Raw genomic sequence first — 22,537 nt, 5'->3', positions numbered from 1 at the left:
AAATAAACCGGGAGTCCTTTGCCACTGTTGCTTACATATAATGAGGTTGTCCTGTATTCCTGTAGGAGAAAACCGATTATTCTTCGATCCCAAGCACATATATGAGACATGACATGTTGGACGAGCGACATCCTAAAATGATTGGATTGATCCAAGTAAAGTATCCATAGTGTTGACAATGACTGAATTCATTTCTCTATGTGCATTCTCACCAGTAAAAGATATAGAAATTCCATTCAGAAACTCTATTCGATCTTTTAGTAACATGAAAAATCCCCTGATGTGGATGCAATCAAGGGATACATGGGTTTATTTCTCTCGCTTTGATAATACAAAGTTGATTATTAATCCAATCACAATTCCTGTGAAAATTGCAAAGAAGCCCATAGCGCTCATCTTATATCCCAAAGCGTAAAATAATCCTATAACTATTGCGTAGCTCAGCAAAATCGATGCATAACGCTTTAGAAACTTACTCATGAAACTTCTCATAAGCAACTCCTATCTTAAGTTATACTTCAACCATAGCAATGTTAGTTAATTATTGCACAAAAGTAAGGGGGAATTTGTTGAATAAGGAATCCGTTAAAAAGGAATTTGTACTATTTACTGCTGGGCGGGTCACAATACGAGACTTCTTTTTTCATGTCATCCATGCACGTACACGAAGTGAGGGGTATCACTAACATTCCCGACCAAACCCACTCTAAGACGATAAGAAATGAAGATTAGAACCATACAAGAACATACTCAGTTTTTTACATATGCAACGCCGATTGTTGCATGACCAATATTTTTAGGTAGAAACAGTACTTCAATTGCTGGGAATATCATCAATAGACCAAGAAACACAAAACCTAGTTCATATGCGATAGTAATTGGGAAGAAGATTTGTAATAAACCCACAACAACTGTCATAAGTGATATTCCCATCCCTTGAGCTAATGTTGAAACGACAGCATTCAAAGTATTGGCACTATTTCGATCTTTAGTGTCTACTTCAGAAAAACTCAGTCCACTGTAAGCAGTTAAGGCTAGTGATCGTCCTACACCTGAGACTAATGCAAGAAACATGATCACGATAGGAAAAGTATTAATTTGAATGAAAGCTAAAGCAATTGATGTAATAAATATCATCACAAATGATGACAATAATGCTCCACGATAGCCTAATTTACGAATAATTGCATTGGTAAAAGGTTTGATTCCAATATTTCCAATAAAAATAAATAACACATAACTACCTGCTTTTACTGCTGACCAGTGAAAGACCGTTTGTAAAAAAATTGTGAGGATATATGGCAATGCCCCAACACATAGCCACAAAACAGAACCACTTGTCTGGCAGATTCTAAAAGAAGTTATTTTTAATGCATCAAGTGAAAATAGTGGATTGTCTACTTTTTTCAAGTGCTTGAATACTATAAATCCTAGTATCACGCCTAAGATAATTAATCCTATTGCACTAAGCCAATAATTTTTTCCGTGAGTGGCTAGCTCTGCTCCAACTAGAATTATACTGGATGAAAAGGTAATTTCTAAAAATCCCAAAAGATCAAAAGTTGTTGTTTTATTTATCTTATCAGCATCGATTAATTTTATACCGATTAATACGATAATTAAACCTATTGGCACATTGATCAGAAAAATCCACTGCCAGCTCCAGTAAGTAACAATAAATCCGCCAATCAATGGTGCTATTGCGGGTGCTACAAGAGCAGGCCAAATGAGATAACTAAACATTTTCAATAGCTGTGAGGGCGGTGTCTTTTCTAATACAATCAGTCTTGCTGTAGGTGTCAATAAAGCACCAGAAATTCCTTGTATAATTCTCATTATTAAAAGGAAAGTGAAGCTTGGTGCTACTGCACTACCTAATGAGCTAAGGGTAAAAATAATAACAGCAATAATCCAAATCTTCTTTTTCCCGAATCGATTAGCCATCCATCCACTCAAAGGGATAAAAACGGCAACTGTAATCAAATACACACTGATGAGTAAAGCAATTGTTGCCGAACCTGTATGAAAATATTGAGCCATTTTAGGTAGTGCGGTAGTTACAATTGTTCCATCTAAAATCTCCATAAAGAGACTCGCAGCCATTAACAAGGCTATTTTTATTTCTTTTGTCATTCTGTTTACCACCCTCCTTTCTTTAATTCGTGTTTAAATTTCTCAATCCATTCAATTGCCACATTTGCTTGCTGTAGTCGTAACTCAAACCTCTTACTTGCATACCAGTGATCTTTTGAATCTTCCTCAGCTAATTCTTGTAGTGCGTCTTGCGTATCTTCTACGATATCTTTTTGTTCCTGATAGAATTGATCTAATAGTTGTATTTGTTCATCTAGAGCAAGATGCTGCATCACATCAAGCTTTATTAAATAGATATCAGCATTGTGAGCCCCACTTGGAACAGGCATTTTCATTAGTTCAAAAAAACGTTCCTTTCCTTTATCTGTAATAGTAGCAACCTTTTTATTTTTTCCGTCTGATTCTACATTAGTTATTTGTACAAAACCTTTGTTCTCTAATTTTTCAAGTAGGGGATAAATCACGCCATAGCTAATTTTTCTATGACGTCCTAAAGTGGCTTGTAATGCATTACGTAAACTATAACCACTTTGAGGTTCTTCCATTAATTCACCTAAAATAAAAAATTCGTTCATCATTTTAATCCCCCAATATATCTTTTAGATACATCAATTATATATCTTTTAGATATATAATGCGAATTATTTGTATAACAAATTTAAAAGCTATGTTGCAAAGCATCCTACCGACCGCGAATGGTAGCGATATGATGACTCCAATCCCACGCGTATAGAGTGCGACAACAAAAATGCAGGAATTAATACCCTAATGGTATCAATTCCTGCATTTTCGAAAAACACGATGCTTAAAAAGCTTGAATCCACTATTGACTTCTAACGATAAAAGTGAATATGAATTTATTTCTACAAATTCCGAGGTGCGAAGGATCTGTTTTTTATGTGAGCTTCACATTCGCACCGTAACCAATATAGTACACTTAAGATACCACAAAACATTTCTCTGTCCCAGAGAATACTCCATTTTCTAAAACAATAACGACTCTGCCCCATCAATCACAATTTGTGCGCCAGTGATGTGACGCGAATGATCAGAGGCCAAGAATGTTACCAAATCAGCAACCTGTTCGGGCTGTCCCGGTCCATCTGCTAACGGCTGATCTCCCTCGGGAAATTGCACAGGGATGGTAATCTGCTTCAACCCTTCCGATTTCTCCGTGGTTTCATCAATATTTGTCGAAATGGCCCCTGGATAAATGACATTGACACGAATACGGAACTTGGCCAGCTCTAGGGCTGCCATTTTTGCAAAACCGGTTTGACCTGCCTTCGATGTGCTATAGGCTGACATCCCAAAACTGGTAAAGCGCTGATTTCCATTAATCGAGCTGGTAATGATAATGCTGCCGCCACCGTTCTTTTTCAAATGTGGTATTGTATACTTCACCGTCAGGAAGGTGCCATCCAGATTCGTTGACAAGGTTTGCCGCCAATCCTCAATACTCAGCTCCTCGATTGGTCCGACGACCCCGTTAATCCCCGCATTGGCAAAGATGATATGCAGCCCGCCAAACAATTCAACCGCTTCCAACACTGCTTTTTCCACACGCACCGGATCGGCAATGTCCACGTCAAAAGCCCGGGCTGACCCTTCACGTATGGCATTAATTTCTCTTTCCGTCTCCAAAATGCGATCATTACTTACGTCAAAAAGAGCGACATTTGCTCCTTCTCTAGCCATTTGGATGGCCGTTGCCTTGCCAATACCAGAACCAGCACCTGTAATTAGAGCAGTTTTGCCTTCAAAGCGCGCGCCTCCTGCATATGTATAGCTCATACGTATCGCTCCCTTTCAATAATCTGTATAATCACAAGATTACCCAAAAGGGTATACTTTATAATCACCATTTTTGCGCATTTTTTGCTGTTCCTTTGCGATATTCAGGAAAAGATTGAATATTTCGTGCATTAGTGCATCTTTTCTTCTTCTCTCTCGTTACATTCCGTAAATATCTTACCTATTCGCAGTTTTCTATGTATCTATCAAAAAAGGACGTTCTACAACCATCGATATGGATGCATACGTCCTTTGGCTTATTCATTTACCACTGCAGCTCAATAAATGCCGCATCATCATCAAGTCCCCCGGTATGAGACGCATCAAGTAATACCTGTATCTGCTCATCAGGGACAGGCTCGCGAATAGGATCTAAATCGGACAAACCGTCCGTGTATACCTGTAATCTCATTGGCATATCTGCGGGTATGCTTCTTTCGTACCAATGCGGCTTCCCTCCAATCGGTCCACGGCTTGTAGACCAGCGTTCCGCAGTAGAGAAGGTATGATCAAATAGTTCGCTGATTTCTTCCGTACCGTTCCACAATCGCAAACGTGAATCCCCTTGCCAGGCAAGTCGGAGACGACCACGGGTACCTCGTTTCGGCAGTTCGATTTTACCGCAAATATACATGGACTGGCTTCCCTGTCGACGTTTATCTTCCAATACTGAACGCATTAAGCCTGGTTCGTGATCCAGAGGCTGCCGATCCAGTTCCTCAGTAGCTGCACCTGCCAGACGCTCAAGATACTCCCTCAATTGATTAGCAGACAGATCCTGTCTCTGTTCCATCCAATCCAGTAAAGAAGAACCCAGATAGCGAGCTGCAAAATCTCCTCGGTAACTGAGCCCGACACCATCACACAAGACAAAACAACAGACAGATTTATGAATACGTACTGCGGCAAAATCCTGTCCGCTTTCTCCCATACTAGCAGATTCAGCAGACCTTCCATAGCCATAACGACACATAAAACGACTGTGATGAGATGATAAAGGCTGATCGCCTGTCTGAGAGCTTATGTAAGCAAATTGCTGAGTCAGCCTTGCATTCAATCCCTTTTTTTTGCTCGTGGGGAGCAGGGACAGCAGTGGATTCATGCTTTTACCTCCTTACCGTACAGGCGTTGCAGCTGACATTTGAAAACCAATGGACACCAGTTCCGCACAGGTTCCAGGCAGCATCATGATGGCTCCTTCACCTAACTGATAATCTGCCTCAAACAGCATTTCCCGATAGCTTTCAGGAAGCACAGAAGACATATTACGCAGTTTCACAGCATGTTCATCCTGCAAAGGCGTATTATGCGTCAGACCTTTCCAGCGACGGGGGTCCTGAATAGGCGTTTCCAGCAACCTGTCGGATAAAAATATATTTTCCACCAGTACATTGCCATCTGGTACACTCATGTTCATAATGCGCTTCGCAATCGGTTCCGGATCATCGCCTGTGGAAACACCATCTGTCATATGGCAGACCAAAGGTGCAGGACAATCCTGCATCCCTGGTAATTCCGCCTGCAAAATACGTTCAGCTTGCAAGAAGGCCTTTGCTGAATCTGAGAATCGTTTGGGTGTCAAATCAGGAAGCGAACCAATAGCCGCGATTTCATCAATTCCCTTGACACCATTCAGCAGGTCATATACGTCGTCACTATAAGCCAAAATTGCAATCCGATAGCGCGCAGTCAACCGATTTCCCTTGGTCGATCGGAAAACCATCTGTCGGATCGCCAGTGATATAGCTTCGTATACAACGTCAATACGCCGCCGCCCTTCCATCAGCATATTCATCGACGCGCTGATGTCAATCAGGTAAATGATCAGGGCGGGAGTACGTTGTGAAGCCTGTATTGTATAATTCATGGTTTGTACATGCTCCCCTCAGTTACCTTCGATCTGTATCTGTTTCCTAATCTATCATTCCGCCATTATATAAACATATGAAACATCAAATTTTAGGCAGTCTAAAATTCGTATCTCCTAAAAAGTTATAAATAGAGGAAGCCCGATAGCCCACTTCACCTACTGAACGATAATAAGAAGGATTGCTATCATATAATGCTCTAAAACGTTTGGCAAAGCTCTTGGCCTTCGCGGTGCTTCCACCTTCCTGAGAAGCATACGCCTTGTTATACAAGGAAATAAGCTGGAGAACATTCTCCTTGTTACGTGCCTGTATAGCTTCTTTTCGCTTTTGTTCCGCCTCAGCTGCTGCTTTACGAGCTGCTTCTTCCTGTGCGGCACGAGCTTCCTGCTCCTTTTTCAAGGCCAGGTATTTTTCATACTTTTCCTGTTGATCATATGCTTTTTGCTTCGCCAACTTGGCAGCAGCCTGCTTGTTTTGTTCCTTTTGGGCGAGATAAGCTTCATATTTAACCTGTTGAGCGATCAGGGCTTGTTGTTTCTTCTGCTCTTCCTGTTGCTTTTGAGCAGCAAGAGCCTGTTGTTTAGCCTGCTGTTCAGCTTCCTGACGTTGTTTCTCCGTTAGCGATTTTTGAGCGGCCTCCTGCTCAGCTACCAACTTTTCCTCGGCTGCTTTTGCAGCCTTCACTGCTTCTTCTTGCTTTGCAGCCTCGATTTGTCGCTGATTAGACTGATCCGCAAGAATACTCACAGTTGGAATTCCAGCTGCCAACAGAACGACTGCGGCCGATGCTGTCACGATAAACATTTTGGAGCGATACCAGGCTTTCGATTTCTCAGGTTGCTCTGGCATCTTGGGGTTCAGCTGCTCCTCCAGTCCTGTGATCGCAGCCGACACTTCTACATGCAGAGGACTGCCATCTTCTACAAAGTGATACAACGAACGATATACTTCCAGCGCTGCAGCAGGTTTGTTCTGCTGCTCCAGTTCACGTGCCTGTCGAAACAGCTTGTCCGTTACTCCACGCTCTCCCTGCTCTAGGGCAGCCTGATTTAACATTTCAGCCTGTTCAGCTTTGAGCGGGGCAGGTGTTGCCAACGAGGATACCGCTTCACTGGAAGCGCCGCTCACAGCAGCCACACCGACTGTATCTGTCGCAGCTGGCTCCGTTTCTGTATCCTCCACTAGAATTTCCTGCTCAGTAACCGCATTAAGTACAACCAGCCATTCGCCAAAGGTAGGACAACTGCTTAGATCCTGACTATCCCAAGCACGGCTGAATAGCTCTACCACCTTGCTACCCCAGCGGGCTTCAAGCGATTTCCGTAAAATAAAATAACGTTCGCAAGGCGTCTGCATTTCATGCTGATCAAAATAACTTTCGCCCCACGCTTTATCGACCACCACACGGTCAGACCAGCCTAGCATTTCTCCAATAATGATAGCTCCTGCAAAACGGTCTGCATACGCGCTCCATAACCCGCTGTGAACGGTACGATGTGCAGCATACCCTGGCGATCCTGCCAATAGTGCATCTGGACGATCCATTTTGGTACTATACATTTGCTCCACGTCTACCAATTCCACAGCTGACGTGCCTTCAGGCAATTCCACTTCAGAAAAAAACGGAAGCATAACATTGGGCGCCGATAAATCACAGTGAGCCAATCCTTTTTGCTCCATCGCTGAACCGATCCCTGCCAGTGCTCTGGCTAAAGCCAGACTATCGGAAGCCTCAAGCTGACGCTGATCTGTGAGACAATCGAACCATGTCATACCATGAACCCATGGCATCAGCACCGCATACAGCAAATCAGGCTGCTCAGCGATCAGACTTCCGTTTCTTTCTGGAGTGAGCACATCACGCTTGCATACCTGCAAACCGGGAATGTTCCCGTATGTTTCCATATGCTCAGATTGATAAACCATAGCCGGGATGCGGAACTTCGGAAAAAACACTTTGAGGGCTTTCGCCTCATGCGGTGCTCCGTTTTTGGCAATCAGCTGGTATACAATTCCCTGCCTCCCTGCTTGTGCATAGGCTAAACCGGGTGCAGCGGGATGTCGTCCAACCACATAAGCTGTGCCGTTTATGATCAATTCGTCTCCCGGATTCGGTTGAAAAGACATGAAACATCCCTCTCCTTATATCATTCAGTATGCTAGTTTTCCTCACCTTATTATATACGTCTATGGATGGCAAGAAAACCGGGTATCCGAAGATCGCCCGGTTTTTCCTATACAATCTGTGCCAAACCGTGAGGAATAGGTTCACATATTGCTTCATTATAGAGTGATATATGATAAGTTAATGCCGATCAGGCACGACAACTTATTTCGCTTGGTCAACCGTGCGGAATTTGTTAGCGATAGCTGTCAATTCTTGGCTAATGCTATTCAAAGTCGTTACGAAAGCTTGCATTTGTTTGCTTGCTTCTTGGAACTCTTGGAAAAAGCGTTGTTTAGTCATACCTTCCCATTGACCTTCCATACCGGAGATGGACTGAGTCAAACTGGAAACGATCTGCTGGCTTTGCTCACCACTTTGTTTAAATTGGTTAGCTACCTGATCAACCTGTTCTGGGGTAATTAAAATGCGTCCTGCCATTTTTTGCGTCCTCCTTGATGATAAAAAATGTTTTTGTTTAGCTGGTTCAAATTGTACTATGGCTATTTAATCCCATACAAAAGGCAAAGGACCTAATTGCAATAATCCCACTTTTTAACTATAAAACAGCATCTAACAGTACAATCTTAATAAAACAACCACCTAATAAGTCCCATATTAGTCCCATAAAACCGGGAATGGTATAACAAATTCATATGGATTACAGACCGATCCAGATCATCCCGGAACGATCCGAACTAAGCGACAGGCTGATCTCTTGCTATAGACGGATCAGTAAAATGCCAATCCTGCGGACTGCTAGAAGACGCCTGCTTCAGAATATCCTGATGCAAGGTGCCCACATCCGAAGGCTGTACACCTGCAATAGCATGTACGACAGACTGCGGGTTGGAAATTAGACTGCTTCCTTCCGAAGCTTGCCCAGGCAGAATAGACGGTGATTGTTGATTCGACCAATCGAGCATCGTGACGGGTCGTCCCAATGGTTGGCTGGCAAATGGCAGAATCGTTTGATAGTTGTGGTCAACAGACTGAAACTGCTCTGCCTTTCGGTTCAGTTGTGTACCTGATGTATGGAGATAAGCATGAATCTGTTCTGACATTCGTTTGGCTTGCATCCACTGATTCAAGATCGCCTCACGTGCAGATACATCCCAATCCAGCGATTGTAACGCCTGCTCCAAACCTGCTGTTAACTGTTGAATTTGCTCCGCCGCATGCTGTAGCTGCCCGCTAAGCCCCCGAAGCACATCCGGTTCAACTCGAATGCGCATATCCATCACCCTTCTTCTGTCACTTCTTCAGTCACTGCCGACTGTTTCAACCAATTCAATAATAAGTCCACAAACTGATCTCTCGAAGCCATAGCTGCAATTAACCAGTCTCCGTTACCCGCAGAGCTCATCCGAAATATCCAGTTCATTGCAGGACAAAGGACAAAAGCTGCCCGTTGTGACTCCCACTCTCTGCCGTTCCAGACCAGCAATTGCAATTCTCCCTCGGCTACACGGGAACTCAAAGACTGAGCCAGTCTCATTGCTCCCTCTTCATCTCCGCTAGCCTCAGTTAGCTTACTGCTGATTTGAGACAAACTTTCTCCTGCAGATTGCTCGTAAATTTTATTAAAGGCCTGCTTGGAAAACATAAGCGCGGGAGATTCAGGTACAAGCCGATCAACCCAGCCCATTTTATCAATCAATGTTTCGCAAGCCTTTTCCACATTACCCAGATCGTACAGACGATATTCATCGGGTTCGTCAACAGATTTCACAAGCTCCACCACACGCTCATTCGTGCAATGAAGATAGCCTTCAAACTGCTTACCTCCCCTTACATAGCGTATACGGCAAGCCCTGTTGGATAATCCCGCGATAGCAACTCTTGAAAAAACGGTAGGAGGCATAGCCAGCTCTTTACCCTTATCGGCCTGCTTCAGATAACCTTTTTCCAGAAGAGCAGCTTTGACCTGCTCCCACTCTTCCGCCAACTCCTCTGCTAGATAGCCCTTAAACGGATCTTCCACCCCAAGCAGTCTGTCAGAACCCAATACGCCTGCCAGAAAAAACAGTTCCTTTGCCTTGAGGGTTATTAACTTCTGCTTGGAAGCTTGAAACGTTAACATTATGAGCCACCTCCCTTCAAACTACAACATGCCATCGGTCACGAATTTTCGTTATCCAATCCTCACAGCTCATTTGCTCTGAGAAGGGAATCGCCGCTTTTATCCTGGTAAATTTGCGTCGTACGTAGTATCCCTGCCCAGGAGGCAGGACTTTTAGGCCACCAGCAGCGGCATTCGCTTCTGAATAAGGGATACGAAAGAACGATAAATCATTCGAATCCAGTGTTCCAAAAAGCATACCACTTTGGCTTGCTTTGACATCATTAAACCAGTCCACACCAAAGGTAGGAAAATCAGCTGGCACACCCGATAGCACGACATGCACATTGCGATCACGTCCCAACCGTACAATGGCGGAAAGCTGATCCTTTATCATAAAATCGTTCAGTTGCTTGCTTAACATATCCGCATCATCAATGACCAGGAGCAGTTCGGGATCATTTCCATCCTTGCTCCGTTGTTGAACGATATCATGCACCTGTTGTACCAGAGGTCCCATTTCTTCCTCGCTTTCGGCAGCAGCCTTGACATGAGGAAGATGCCGTAATCGGGATAGTCCCCCACCTCCATAGCGTGTATCGATCGTATAGACTTGCATTTGATCCGGCGAGGTGTAATAAGCGAGCGATATAATCCAACTCATCAGGAAGGAGGTTTTTCCACCCTCCATTGGACTACCTACGATAAAATTAGGCCCTTCTTTTAAATTTAGGAGAAAAGGCTCAAGATCGTCACTCTGTAGGCCTACAGGTACTTCGTAAGGAAGCGCACCTGATGGTCCACTCGTTCGATCCCACTGCTGAAGCAGTTCCAGCAACGGAATCCGCTCAGGCAATGGGAGAATGGCCGGTGCGTGCTTACCCTTCCATCCCTGCGCAATACCAGCGATATTGCGACGTAGTTGTGCTGATCGTTCCGCTTCATCTTCTCCTGGTGAAGGCAGTGCCGTCTGGAACTCCAGCGGAGGAACATGCCCTTTAACCAGAGCCCGGCCCGGAATTAAAGGTCCTGGTGTTTTGGCCGGTCGTCCAACCGCATAATAGTAGTCACTAGGATCAGCCAATTCGAAAGAAACAGCATTAGGTATGTTACTGCGGAACTTCTCAAACACATCGGTAATCCGATTCGCTGTAATGATGAAGGTGATGCCTAGACTGCCTCCTTCACGCAAGAGTGATTCCAGCAGTTCATTTTCATCCGGATACGCATTACGAAAATTAAGATATCCATCAATAACTACGACAATTTGCGGCACATCTTCAACAGCAGAACGTCGAAAAGAACTTATTGTTTTGACGCCAGCCTCAGAAAGCATTTCCTTGCGTAGGGCCACCATCTTGAACAAATAGCGGAACAACCGTTTAATCCGGTCATCCTCCTCTGCCATCATAACAGCACCGATTTGTGGAAGCTCTCCAAAGTCGCGCATGGTTCGACCCATGTCAATGATATAACCGTTCCAATGATTCACAGCGTAACGCTGTGCCGTGGACATCAGCAACGTATGCAAAAAGGTCGTTTTCCCCATGCCCGGCATGCCATACACAGCCCAATGACCATGATCCAGCGACGCATACATCGGCTCCTGCCGTTGATTCGGCAAATCATCGACCAGCCCAATAAGAGACTTCAGCTCCAACGATGATGATGTACTATCTATTTCGGTACATTGCGGTAGATTAGTTAAATCCAACATTTCTGGCAGCGGCGGAAGCCACGGTCCCTGAAGACGTTCGATTCCTGCCTTAGCTGCTTCTTTTGCAATATAATCAATAAATACTTGAAGCTGTTTAGGAGCTTCTTCTCCTTTTAAGCCTGAGCTTGCCCGTTCTCCGCCCGTCAATAGCGCTTCACGTTTGCCGTTCAGTCTCACTTCATGAACAGGTAAGGCAGAAGAAATGTCTCTGTTGCCTATATACGGCGCACCGCTCCAAGCAAATTGCATTTCTTCAAACACTTCGTCGCTACCCACTTGAAAATATCCTCGTCCCGGCTTCGTTATCCACGCGGCATTCGGTATTTTCAACATATCACGGCTATCACCTTCGCTTTGCACCCGCAAGCAGATGCGGAACCTGGAGTTACTCCAAATCTTATCATCGACAACACCTGCCGGCTTTTGAGTCGCCAAAATCAGATGGACACCTAATGTCCGCCCAATCGCGGCAATGCTGATTAGCTCGTCCATAAACTCTGGCTGATCCCGCTTTAACTGTGCAAATTCATCAATAATAATAACCAGATGAGGCAGCGGTTGTTCCTGCCGCTGCCGGAGTAGTCTGTAATATTCATCAATATGCTGTAAATTGCCTGCATCGTTCAATATCTTTTGTCGACGAACCAGTTCTGCTTTAAGAGATATTTTAGCACGTTCAATCAAATTATTGTCCAGGTTCGTGATTGTACCCACAACATGCGGCAAGTTAACGAACGTGTTGGACATGCCTCCACCCTTGTAATCGATCAGCATAAAAGCAAGATCATGTGGGTGAAACTCAGCAGCGAGCGAGGCTACGATAGACTGGATAACCTCACTTTTCCCTGAACCTGTCGTACCAGCGATCAAGCCATGGGGCCCATGCCCTTGACGCTCTATTTTATCATGCAAGTTAATCATAATCTTTTTGCCGCCTGCCCGCACGCCCATCGGCACAGGTAATGTATCAGGATGGCGGTTACGTCGCCACCGGTCTGCCACATCCAGTTCTTCCACACTTGCTACACTCATCATATCAAAAAGAGGCAGAACAGCGGGAATATCAGAAGCCGAAGAACGCTTCAAGCGAATAGGCGCCATGTACCGCGCCAGTGCATCGGCTTCCTCTTTGGACAAACGATCCGGTTTAAAACTTTGCTGTTCAACCTCCGCCGATTCTGATTTAAGGGCGTATACACCCTGTTCCTTGGAAGCTTCCACGATCAGCTGACACTGCATTGGCAAAGCTTCTTTACGAGAAGCCAGCACAATTGTACACGCATCTATGGCTCGGCCGTCCTCCAGCAGCAACGGCAACAAAGGTTCTTCCTCAATCAGTTGGGTGTCAGATAAAACAATCACATAACACGGGGCTTCCATCCCTTTGCCCTGACGTTCATTGCGATTATTTTTTCGACGGTTCAATCTAGCAAACAGAAAGTCAGCTAATTGATGGGCGCTACTACTGCGGTCTGACATCATTCTCTGGATTCGGTCATCATCCCATACATGTGGGAGCCAGCGCATCCAAGTCCATTCACTTTCCTCTCGCTCATCATAGAAGGAGGCGATTTTCACTTCATCTGGCGAATGACGAACCGTTACTTGTGCCAAGATGACTCTTAACGCAGCCAGAGTATGCTCCCGCTCGCCGACCAATCCGATCACTTTGGATTGAAACAGTGGCAATGTAATGGAAGCAGCGTCCACCAAACGAAATTCTTCTTCCAGTTCATCTGCAGCTCCCAACAAAGGATCTCGGTCATAACCGTCAGGTCGTGGGATTTGCAGTTTAATATGAAAGGGAACTTGTCCAGTCCCGATACGTACCTGCAAGAAATCTTCATCCTCCGGTGATCGTTCCCAAAGAGAACTGTTGCGGTTTTTTACGATTTGAGTGCATATTTGCGGATCACCGTGAATTTCATATAGCGTGCGAACTTGTTCTTCGCGTTTCATTTTGAGTTCTTCACGATGCTTTTGGAGCTGCTCCCGGTACATGCGGTCCCGTTCCTCCAACTTGCGCTTATATTCCTTCTTATTATTTAAATAGACGAAAAAAGGAATCGTATAAGATGTAAGCATCATGACCACCGTGACCATCTGGAACATCAAATAGTTACTGTTGCCCATCTTGCCTGTTCTGCTCATATATACATAAAAGCCTATAGTCACCAACGTCATCATTAACGGAATAAGTATAGATATAATAGAAAAAGACGGCTTGCTCGGCTCAGCCGGAGGCCGTAAAATCTCTAGCTTCTCCTCTCGGAGGGCCGGTCTTAATCTCGGGGATCGCTGGTATAATACATTCAAGACAAAAGTCCCCCTTTTCGCTTACTATTTCATTTTACCAAGGTTTCATATTATTTCATGTGTGTATTTACCCATTTTTTTCAGTTTGAAACAAAGAACGCCTTCCATATACAGGCGCCTCGTCCTGAGTTGTCGAAAAAGCTCGCTGAATGCGCACGGTGCAGCCTTCCCGTAAGCCTGCTCCTGTGAGTAGCTGGTTATCCTCCACTCTGAACCAAAGCCCTTCCGGGAACTTTGCTTCCATAATATATTGCATGCCTTCAGCCGGAGGCTCACCAAAAATACGCACACCCAGCATCAATTTTAAATGTTCTACCGAGTATTCATCTGCCACCTCAATATCAAACCACTCTGTTTCCTGTCGTCCTGAAAGCACGGTCAGGATCATCTGTCATCCCTCCCGATCCTTAATTTATACAGCAATACTCACGCAAAAAGCCTATTTCTACGGAAATATGGCTATCGTAACTGTAGCATCCGCCTATTAGACTGTCAATTTGTTACAAAATACCCACACTCAAAATAAAACGGTGACTATAGTCATGCTTAAAATTAATAGTAGAGTCATATGAATCAAAAATAGGGATTTACAAATTTCATTTGCGTGCTTACGTCATTTTGTCGATTAGGTAGAACTAAATTCGATTGTTACCCAAATTGTTGTGAACACTTTGTAAATTTTTCAGACCTTTATGTTTTTATAAGGTGTTTTTAAGGTAATTTTAAGAAACGGGCACTACAATAAAGCCATGAAATAACTCAGGTGAGGTGATTTTTGTGAGAACATTAATTACATTTCAAAACAAACGTATTCCCGTATACTTCAATCAAGAAAATAAGCAACCGGTACAAAAAACCTTAAAACTTCTAAGTAATACTTTGGAGAACAAAATCTCCAGTGGCAAGCGTGCCCTTCAAAAATGTCTTAACTCTTTGATCAGTATAGAGATTGTCGGTTGTGAAGCCATCCTGCATAGCGTTAGTGAAAATGATTCATTGGCATTGTCCCTCTATTAAGAGGGACTTTTTTTTGTTTGCATTAGACACAAAAAGAGAGGGGCATTTCAGCACCCTCTCCATATCAGCGGTTATGAAACATGCTACATGTGACTTACCGCAGCCTATGCATTTGATCAGACTCTATTTATAGTATTCTGCGATAACCTTTTTTACCGCCTCGTTCCTTTTTCTGCGCCTTCTCAATTCGTATTCTAAACAGTTCTAGTAAATTAGCGCGTGTATGTTCTTCCCGGCAGTTGTCCAGCTTTTTTAAGATAAAACGGTCAATGGACATATGACTCAGGCTCCTTTACAGCAAGCTGCCCCTGCTTTTCAAGGGGATGATCCGGCTATCCATTTTTAACCATTCCACCTGTTGTTTAAACACGTACGATTTGACTAGGATAAAGCAGGCGGGATTACATACCCTTTAAATAGGGTAAATACATAAAGTTTCGAAAGTTTTATCAGTTTAGCCTGGGAGCTACGGACAAGGAGCGAGCAAAAACCATGAGTAAGCACATAATGACCAAAATAAGCTGGAACCTTTTATGTATGTTCTTCATCCTAACTATGCTGGCTGCATGCAGCAGGGAGAAAGCCTCAACTCGAAGTATGGCTCAACACGAAGCTGAAGCACGTGCCTATACCGTGACAGGTAATCCGAACCAAGCTGCTTCATCCCTTGATGAACGAGCCGCCAACGATGCACCTGTCCATAAGCAAGGCAGCAGCTATGTCGAGATATCAGGTGACGTAAGTATTGATAAAAATACAGTGAAGGTTAAAGGATACTCCAATCTGCCAGCTGGAGCACGGATCAAGGGGAATCTTGCGGTCAAAAACTCTCTGTTAACCGGATACACGGACGAGACAACTATTCAAAAGGACGGAAGTTTTGTACTCCAAGTGCACCGACCTGGTATACAGGGCAGTATGGATCTGACTGTTCTGTTCCGTCCAGATGACCAAGACAAAGAAATACGAAATCTGTATGGTAGTGGTGGCAACAAATTAGAAGGCCCTTATGTATATCAATACGAAGAAAACGAACAACTTTTGCAAGAAATTCGGATAGGTGCTGAGTTTGATCCTGAACAAGACCGCCATGTCCCTCTAATTAAGCCTGTCTGGAACAAACCAAAGGACTACGGTAATCCTCAAGTGTGGATTAAGCCCGATGTGAGGCAAAAAGGAAATTATTATCACGTATATGCGCGCAGCAATTTGTTCGAGGGTTCGGACGTCAAGCTCACAATTGATTTTCCGGGACGATGGCAGTTTGGCTACGATGATCAAACCAAGGTCATGCCTGATGGTTCCTTCAGCATGAGGGTCAAAAAGCCGAGCCTTGCTAACCGCTACACCCTGGTCATAAGTTTCGAGCCGAACGAAGATATGTGGATCAACGCCAAACAGGCTTACGGTACAAAAGGAGAGCGTCTTGCGGGATCATTAGTTAAATCCGCAGACGACAAAAAGGGCTCCAAACGGATTGAAGCCCGTGTCCAAATTCAACCCAAATCGTACTAGGCAGCCAAAGGAATCCTATATCATCTAGCTGTTATGGCTGTATCGTGACCGGCGTCCCTATACTTACCTTCTCTTGAAGCTCCAGTACATCCTTATTATGCATTCGAATGCAGCCATGTGACACCAACTTGCCAATGGACCATGGCTCATTGGTGCCGTGAATGCCATAATGCGGCTTGGACAGCCCCATCCAGAACGCTCCGAAAGGACCGCCCGGATTGGGCTGTTTGTTAATAATCGTAAATTGCCCATGCGGTGTTTGTGTAGCCACCTTCCCAATACCGACTGGATAACTAAGAACGATCTGACTTCCATCTTTTAAATATAGACGACGATCCGATAAATCCACCACAATACTGTAGTTCGGCATATGTTCACCCCTCTACACCATATGCCGACTACCACATAGATTTTCTTAAATTTCTACAAATGATGTTTCATGACAGCTCGCCTTACCACTCCACATCACGTCGCCAACCACCTCGCTGATCCCTGCGGCCCGGAGTTGTACTTGGACGGCTATCTTTTCTACGTCGGTCTGCTTCCTTGCGTGCCTGATATTCCAGTTCCCGCTGCATCTTGCGATAATTGTTCACTCTGGATTCAGATAATTCCCCTCTTTGGATAGCTTCCTCCACCGCACATCCAGCTTCTCCCTTATGCTTGCAATCGGCAAAACGGCATTGCTGAGCTGTTTCCATAATATCAGCAAAGGTATGAGCTACACCCGTGGAATCATCCCATAGATTAAGCTCGCGCATACCGGGTGTATCGAGTAGAACGGCTTGCTTTGCAATGGGAAAAAGCTGTCGGTGTGTGGTTGTATGCCTGCCTCGGCTGTCTTCCTCCCTCACATCCTGTGTCAGTTGAACTTCAGCCCCGGATAGCCAGTTCACTATTGTGGATTTGCCACTACCGGAAGAGCCAGTTAAAGCAACCGTACACCCAGGCTCAAGGAACGCCTCCAGCTGCTCTCTGCCTTCGTTCTGCAAAGCAGAAATTACGATAACGGGTACTCCAGGAGCAACTCCTTCCGCTTCTGCAACCCGCTGTTCGACATCTTCACAAAGGTCACTCTTACTCAACACGACAACCGGGTTTACTCCGCTATTCCAGGCCATGATTAAGTACCGTTCTAATCTGCGCATATTAAAATCATGATTCAGCGCATTAACAAGGAAAAGCGTATCTACATTGGTCGCGATCAGTTGCTCCTTCGTCTCAAAGCCTGCGGCCTGTCTAGATATTTGGCTTTTGCGTGGCAAGACAGCATGGATTACTGCATCCGATACTTCGTCCGACGTGGTGATGGCCACCCAATCCCCTACAGCCGGCATTTCCGCCGGGTCAACAATAGCATGTCTTAGCTTACCTGAAGCGGCTCCCCAGCGTTCCCCATCCATCGTAATAAGCTTCACCTTTTGTCCATAATCGGCAATCAAGCGGGCAGGGCGTATCTGCGTGTTTCCTGCTCGTTCCTCATAGTTTTGCTTCCATTGGTCCCACAAACCGTTCCAGTAATCAGACCAACCGTATTCATGTATACTCATTATTTTCCTCCTGAGATCATGTTTAATTTTTTTTGGTGTTACTCAATAGGTGTACTTTTCTCTCCGCAAGCAAACAACGCAAAAAATCCGCAGGGAAACCCCTGCGGAATGTATACAGCTCAAGCGATGTGATCCGTTCGTTCACTTATGCAAGCAGTCTTACACGGACTACTTTCGAAACCAACAACCGGATAACAAAACACTTGACCATAAAAAAAACCGCAGGGAATCACTCCCTGCGGATTTCGTTGGTTCTACTGTCCAACCAACTGCTGAGCTAAGACTATAGATCTAACAGTCTTTAGCCGTGCATCGTCCGTGCGGGAGACAAGTCATTCTGCTGCTGAACCCATTCACTCATGTTCGTACGCATATAACATCGCCTCCTCCTAAAATTTCCTTTATCATACAAGTCCATCAATTGTCTGTCAAGGCTGATTCTAAACATTTTAAACTATTTCAAGTTTTGTTTAACGTACCTGATCCCATCGTGTCCACATTTCACGCGGGTTCAATTCGTACATTTCTCGCTCCCTGTACATAAACTGATGCATGATCAGTTCACGCCGAATCGTCGCAAAATCCTCATGGTATTGCTTGATCCACTCGTTTAGTTCACGTTCAGGATAGATGCGTCCTGGCTCCAGTTTTTCGGCGAGCATCTGTAGTACGATCAATTTTTTCTTATACTGGGCAGGAATTTGACGCAACTTGCCGTCCTTGGCAAAAAAATTGCGTAAAACCGTTGCTTCCAGCGTTTCATTCAATTCAGACATATCTTCCTCTTCCTCTCCTTTTTCAAAAATAAAACGCACTGTCGCCTCGGCATGCTGCCGAATCAGCTCTGGGTTCAGTGTAAAATACACTGTGTTTTTATCACGGCGTTCCTTAATCAACCCGACCTCTCGGAGTTTGGAAGCATGATGCGTAACCGTAGGCTGTGACAGATTTAGCTTTTTCGCCAAAGCTTGACCATGCATCTCACCACGGGATAAAAGGAGTAATATTCGCATACGCGTTGGGTCCGCAAGTGCTTTATGATAATTGACCATTTTATCTAGTTGCACCGTAACTGCACCTCTTTTCACTACTACAGATTTCCTATGCAAGCAAATTCGCTTAACCTAAATAGATAATTATCTAATTATATGTTTGTCAAATGTTTCTGTCAATTCTCTCTTCCATCATCTCTTTCTGAAAACGGCTGGATATTGTGCACACATTACGGTAGGATTATTATTTGAAAACTTCTCACACACTGAGCTATTTGCATCAATTCTGAGATCCGTTTGACGAAATAAACTAATACAACTGGAGGTTCATCCAAATGCACGACGTAATCATTATCGGTGGCGGACCTTGCGGACTATCCGCTGCAATCGAATGCAGCCGCAGAGGTTTGCGTACGATCATTATTGAAAAAAGCAACATCGTTCACTCCATTTTTCTGTATCCAACAAATATGCAGTTTTTTAGCACCGCCGAACTATTGGAAATCGGTGATGTTCCGTTCAGCACTCCCAATGACAAGCCTTTTCGTCATGAAGCACTTGCGTACTATCGCAAAGTAGCCTCACATTATAACCTGGACATTCAGCATTATGAGGAAGCTCAATCCATTCAGCGGCAGGAAGACGGTACATTTACCGTACATACTCTAAGCAAACGGGAAATAACCAAGAGCTATTCTTCACGCTATGTCGTCGTGGCTACGGGATATTTTGATCATCCGAACTATCTGGGCATTCCCGGGGAACAATTGGATAAAGTCACTCACTATTTCAGCGAAGCCCACCCCTATACAGGAACCCGGGTCGCAGTCATCGGCGGTAGTAACTCTGCGGTAGATGCTGCAATGGAATTGGTGCGGGTCGGGGCTACGATTGATATGGTTTATCGTCGTAATGAGTTGTCTCCATATATCAAACCGTGGGTTCGTCCATTGTTCGACAGTATGGTACAAAAAGGGAAGATCACGCTGCACTTAGGCGCACGCATTACTGAAATTCATCCAGACCATGTCATCGTCACTCCGATGAACACAGAAGCATTCCAGCTCGAAAATGATTTTGTACTGGCACTGACTGGATTTCACCCAGAGCGAAAACTACTGGAGTCTGTCGGCGTCCACATGGCTGAAGATCTGGACAAACCCGAATTTAATCCTGCCACGATGGAAACTAACATCCCAGGTATATATGTCGCCGGAGTTATCGCTTCAGGCAGCAATGCCAATGAAGTGTTTATCGAAACAGGTCGCTGGCACGGGCGTCAAATCGCCGAACATATCCAAAGTTAAACGATCGAAGGAGAACAACTGAATGGATTACAGCTCACTTATCCTACTGGTACTGGCTGGCCTTGGAATTATCAGTGGCAACTCAACCGTGACGATTGCTATGGTAGTACTACTACTGCTGCGGGTAACCAGCTTTCATACTGCTTTCCCCTGGCTTGAAAAGTATGGCTTGACGATCGGAATTATTATTTTGACGATTGGGGTCATGACCCCGCTAGCCAGCGGTAAAATCAGCATCAATCAGGTGACAGAGTCCTTCCTGCACTGGAAGTCCCTGCTCGCGATTGGTATCGGAATTCTGGTAGCCTACCTTGGCGGCCGCGGAGTAACTTTGATGTCCGGACAGCCTATTATTGTGACAGGTCTACTGATCGGGACCGTCATTGGCGTTGCCTTCTTTAAAGGGGTTCCTGTTGGACCTCTGATTGCTGCCGGGCTGCTCTCCTTATTAATCGGTCGCTCCTAAATTTCTAGACACAGGATTGAAAAGAGCCGTTCAACAAATATACAAATGAATGATGGCAATCTGCATATCTGGCTGAATTCAGTCCCGCTTTGTGTTATACTCAAATCGCATAATTTGGTAAATGCAGGAGGCTTGACCGATGTCTCGACAATTTGTAACGGAAGCTGTAATGGTGGCTATATATGGCCAGCTGCTTACATCTCCCGCCCCTGTGGAATATATAGTGCCTTACACATCACTGCTAGAGCTGTACGAATTCCAGGACAGTACAGAGCCTCTCATGGATAACCCTATGGACGATCAACATGTGAAGCGAAAAGTAAGTGAGCTGATCAGTTATTTTGAAGAACCGTTGAATCAGAAAAAAATTCGGCGTGCCCTTCAGATGCCTTGGGCGAAAAGCTTGCCAATCCTATTCGATGCCAATACATCACTCATTGTCATTAATGCTGTTGATACGGCGCATTACGGAGAATATTTTGATCCGATTGAAACCGAACTGGTGTTGACAGCTCAGCGTGAAGCATTACCCATCCTGACTGATCAACTGGACTGGATTCACCGCATTATCGAAGCTTCCGTACCTGTACATGTGTACGATATTGATGATTTTGATTTTGCAGTCGATGGTCCGATGTTTAACAACCCTTAACAATACGGCATCCTGCCCTAACCACAATAAAGCGGCGGAGTATCATGTGCAGGTTCATCCCCTGCCACACGATACTCCGCCGCTTTTCATGTCCATAAACCATTACTAGCATGCTATTTTTAACGTGGAGGCATTAAGCTTGTTCATCCTTTTCATAGGTGTAAATAATGTCGTCATGTTCCTCCAAATACTTAACTTCCAGATGATGGCCCTTCAGATACCAGTAATCCTGGTCCTCCATATAAAACGTAATGCCAGCCGCTTCATGCTGTAATGCAGGGTGCTGCGGAGGCTCTACGGCAATTCCCAGAGAAAAGCCTGGATGCAACCCACCGCCGGAGCTATAGCGAACAAAAAAACGGATGGAATCTCCACGATTCAAACCGAGCTCCTTAATGTACCACTGTGCCGCAGGTTCAGTTACCTGTATGCTCATGCGTTATGCTCATCTCCTTGTACAATGACGTCCTGTTAACTATATCATAGCATCTTTTGGAATAACGACCAACCGTCTCTCCCCATGCGGCTTCCTGGACAAGTCATATACATTTTTTTGAAAAAGGTTTGACAATTCGTAAAAAAGGGTGTTAAGATTCAACCATACGAGATCCATTTTGAAATTTATTACCAATTTGAACGATAACTCATGTAAGAATAACCCCATTTTGAGGAAGAAAGGAGTGTTTCCGGTGCTAAAATTTATGATTGTATTTCACCCACATCTACAAACAAAACAACTTCATACCGGAGCATCTCCCCTGTCGCATTCTTTAGAATTGGGCCATTTCTGTTGTATGGTTTAATACGAGTGGCTGCCTGCGTTTGAGCAGTTTTTCAGTGGTGAGTGTGCTGAAAATACCTGCGCGCCATATGATATTGAGATTTAAGGCATATCGTCTGCGGACGGTATGCCTTTTTTGCGCCTGTTGCCGAATCGTACTTGTGGCAACAAGCCGCTGTTGTTTCTTCAAAATGGTACACAACTCTCGAATGAACTTGACATGAAAGGATGGGATTCCT

Annotated in this window: 22 protein-coding genes; 5 read left to right on the top strand and 17 right to left on the bottom strand. The window is 44.6% G+C overall.

Annotated elements, in window-relative coordinates; translation table 11 throughout:
- Window positions 1-750: 750 nt before the first annotated feature.
- From ACH59B_RS10680 to ACH59B_RS10630, 11 genes are all read right to left on the bottom strand, one after another.
- A complete protein-coding gene (locus ACH59B_RS10680) occupies window positions 751-2,133 on the bottom strand; it encodes an MFS transporter (RefSeq protein ID WP_123797116.1) in 1,383 nt (460 codons plus the stop codon).
- A gap of 5 nt (window positions 2,134-2,138) precedes the next feature.
- Window positions 2,139-2,672: a PadR family transcriptional regulator gene (locus ACH59B_RS10675; RefSeq protein WP_045243837.1), complete on the bottom strand. Its 534-nt coding sequence runs from the start codon at window positions 2,670-2,672 to the stop codon at window positions 2,139-2,141.
- 406 nt (window positions 2,673-3,078) lie between these two features.
- Window positions 3,079-3,888, bottom strand: a complete 810-nt coding sequence (locus tag ACH59B_RS10670) for an SDR family NAD(P)-dependent oxidoreductase (RefSeq protein WP_017427968.1) — start codon at window positions 3,886-3,888, stop codon at window positions 3,079-3,081.
- A 265-nt stretch (window positions 3,889-4,153) separates the two neighbouring features.
- The gene (locus ACH59B_RS10665; RefSeq protein ID WP_123797115.1) at window positions 4,154-4,990 is read right to left on the bottom strand and encodes a hypothetical protein; all 837 of its coding nucleotides are present in this window, start codon (window positions 4,988-4,990) and stop codon (window positions 4,154-4,156) included.
- Between the two features lie 12 nt (window positions 4,991-5,002).
- On the bottom strand, window positions 5,003-5,755 hold the full coding sequence (locus ACH59B_RS10660) for a vWA domain-containing protein (RefSeq protein WP_013370788.1): 753 nt from the start codon (window positions 5,753-5,755) through the stop codon (window positions 5,003-5,005).
- An 85-nt stretch (window positions 5,756-5,840) separates the two neighbouring features.
- The gene (locus ACH59B_RS10655) at window positions 5,841-7,886 is read right to left on the bottom strand and encodes a hypothetical protein (protein WP_404303699.1); all 2,046 of its coding nucleotides are present in this window, start codon (window positions 7,884-7,886) and stop codon (window positions 5,841-5,843) included.
- Window positions 7,887-8,088: 202 nt separating this feature from the next.
- Window positions 8,089-8,364, bottom strand: coding sequence for a WXG100 family type VII secretion target (locus ACH59B_RS10650; RefSeq protein ID WP_007430133.1), 276 nt, complete (start codon window positions 8,362-8,364; stop codon window positions 8,089-8,091).
- A gap of 257 nt (window positions 8,365-8,621) precedes the next feature.
- Complete coding sequence (locus ACH59B_RS10645) at window positions 8,622-9,158, bottom strand: WXG100 family type VII secretion target (RefSeq protein WP_031463346.1); 537 nt, start codon at window positions 9,156-9,158, stop codon at window positions 8,622-8,624.
- Window positions 9,159-9,163: 5 nt separating this feature from the next.
- Window positions 9,164-10,006, bottom strand: coding sequence for a hypothetical protein (locus tag ACH59B_RS10640; protein ID WP_016821030.1), 843 nt, complete (start codon window positions 10,004-10,006; stop codon window positions 9,164-9,166).
- 16 nt (window positions 10,007-10,022) lie between these two features.
- The gene (gene essC, locus ACH59B_RS10635) at window positions 10,023-14,018 is read right to left on the bottom strand and encodes a type VII secretion protein EssC (RefSeq protein WP_290403368.1); all 3,996 of its coding nucleotides are present in this window, start codon (window positions 14,016-14,018) and stop codon (window positions 10,023-10,025) included.
- A 67-nt stretch (window positions 14,019-14,085) separates the two neighbouring features.
- A complete protein-coding gene (locus tag ACH59B_RS10630; protein WP_013370783.1) occupies window positions 14,086-14,406 on the bottom strand; it encodes a hypothetical protein in 321 nt (106 codons plus the stop codon).
- A gap of 389 nt (window positions 14,407-14,795) precedes the next feature.
- Here ACH59B_RS10630 and ACH59B_RS10625 point away from each other — a divergent pair, with 389 nt between their 5' ends.
- Window positions 14,796-15,035 carry a hypothetical protein gene (locus ACH59B_RS10625; protein ID WP_013370782.1) on the top strand — a complete coding sequence of 80 codons (240 nt, stop codon included), beginning with the start codon at window positions 14,796-14,798 and terminating at the stop codon, window positions 15,033-15,035.
- A 127-nt stretch (window positions 15,036-15,162) separates the two neighbouring features.
- Here ACH59B_RS10625 and ACH59B_RS10620 read toward each other — a convergent pair whose 3' ends face one another.
- The gene (locus tag ACH59B_RS10620) at window positions 15,163-15,312 is read right to left on the bottom strand and encodes a hypothetical protein (RefSeq protein ID WP_016821028.1); all 150 of its coding nucleotides are present in this window, start codon (window positions 15,310-15,312) and stop codon (window positions 15,163-15,165) included.
- 215 nt (window positions 15,313-15,527) lie between these two features.
- Here ACH59B_RS10620 and ACH59B_RS10615 point away from each other — a divergent pair, with 215 nt between their 5' ends.
- The gene (locus ACH59B_RS10615; RefSeq protein WP_225164875.1) at window positions 15,528-16,550 is read left to right on the top strand and encodes a flagellar motor protein MotB; all 1,023 of its coding nucleotides are present in this window, start codon (window positions 15,528-15,530) and stop codon (window positions 16,548-16,550) included.
- Window positions 16,551-16,581: 31 nt separating this feature from the next.
- On the opposite strand, the gene ACH59B_RS10610 is transcribed toward ACH59B_RS10615, so the two are convergent.
- The 3 genes from ACH59B_RS10610 to ACH59B_RS10600 all read right to left on the bottom strand — a co-directional run bounded on the left by ACH59B_RS10610 (window position 16,582) and on the right by ACH59B_RS10600 (window position 19,167).
- Window positions 16,582-16,920, bottom strand: a complete 339-nt coding sequence (locus ACH59B_RS10610; RefSeq protein ID WP_019687026.1) for a L,D-transpeptidase — start codon at window positions 16,918-16,920, stop codon at window positions 16,582-16,584.
- A gap of 82 nt (window positions 16,921-17,002) precedes the next feature.
- Window positions 17,003-18,100, bottom strand: coding sequence for a ribosome small subunit-dependent GTPase A (rsgA, locus tag ACH59B_RS10605; RefSeq protein ID WP_113050532.1), 1,098 nt, complete (start codon window positions 18,098-18,100; stop codon window positions 17,003-17,005).
- Window positions 18,101-18,570: 470 nt separating this feature from the next.
- The gene (locus tag ACH59B_RS10600; RefSeq protein ID WP_013370777.1) at window positions 18,571-19,167 is read right to left on the bottom strand and encodes a metalloregulator ArsR/SmtB family transcription factor; all 597 of its coding nucleotides are present in this window, start codon (window positions 19,165-19,167) and stop codon (window positions 18,571-18,573) included.
- Between the two features lie 260 nt (window positions 19,168-19,427).
- Between ACH59B_RS10600 and ACH59B_RS10595 the strand changes: the two genes are divergently transcribed.
- The 3 genes from ACH59B_RS10595 to ACH59B_RS10585 all read left to right on the top strand — a co-directional run bounded on the left by ACH59B_RS10595 (window position 19,428) and on the right by ACH59B_RS10585 (window position 21,517).
- Window positions 19,428-20,399: a YpdA family putative bacillithiol disulfide reductase gene (locus ACH59B_RS10595; protein WP_016821023.1), complete on the top strand. Its 972-nt coding sequence runs from the start codon at window positions 19,428-19,430 to the stop codon at window positions 20,397-20,399.
- Between the two features lie 22 nt (window positions 20,400-20,421).
- Window positions 20,422-20,865: a DUF441 domain-containing protein gene (locus ACH59B_RS10590; protein ID WP_013370775.1), complete on the top strand. Its 444-nt coding sequence runs from the start codon at window positions 20,422-20,424 to the stop codon at window positions 20,863-20,865.
- Window positions 20,866-21,004: 139 nt separating this feature from the next.
- Window positions 21,005-21,517, top strand: a complete 513-nt coding sequence (locus ACH59B_RS10585) for a hypothetical protein (protein WP_013370774.1) — start codon at window positions 21,005-21,007, stop codon at window positions 21,515-21,517.
- Between the two features lie 133 nt (window positions 21,518-21,650).
- Here the strand turns inward: ACH59B_RS10585 and ACH59B_RS10580 are convergent, their stop codons facing one another.
- Both ACH59B_RS10580 and ACH59B_RS10575 read right to left on the bottom strand, forming a co-directional pair.
- On the bottom strand, window positions 21,651-21,953 hold the full coding sequence (locus ACH59B_RS10580; protein ID WP_016821022.1) for a HesB/YadR/YfhF family protein: 303 nt from the start codon (window positions 21,951-21,953) through the stop codon (window positions 21,651-21,653).
- A gap of 334 nt (window positions 21,954-22,287) precedes the next feature.
- Window positions 22,288-22,488, bottom strand: coding sequence for a hypothetical protein (locus ACH59B_RS10575; RefSeq protein WP_231124967.1), 201 nt, complete (start codon window positions 22,486-22,488; stop codon window positions 22,288-22,290).
- Window positions 22,489-22,537 lie beyond the last annotated feature (49 nt).

It is taken from the genome of Paenibacillus sp. DP01, from assembly GCF_044784315.1.
Taxonomy (GTDB): domain Bacteria; phylum Bacillota; class Bacilli; order Paenibacillales; family Paenibacillaceae; genus Paenibacillus; species Paenibacillus polymyxa.
The sequence above is the reverse complement of the archived record's forward strand: the minus strand, read 5'-3'. Positions and strand labels throughout refer to the sequence as shown.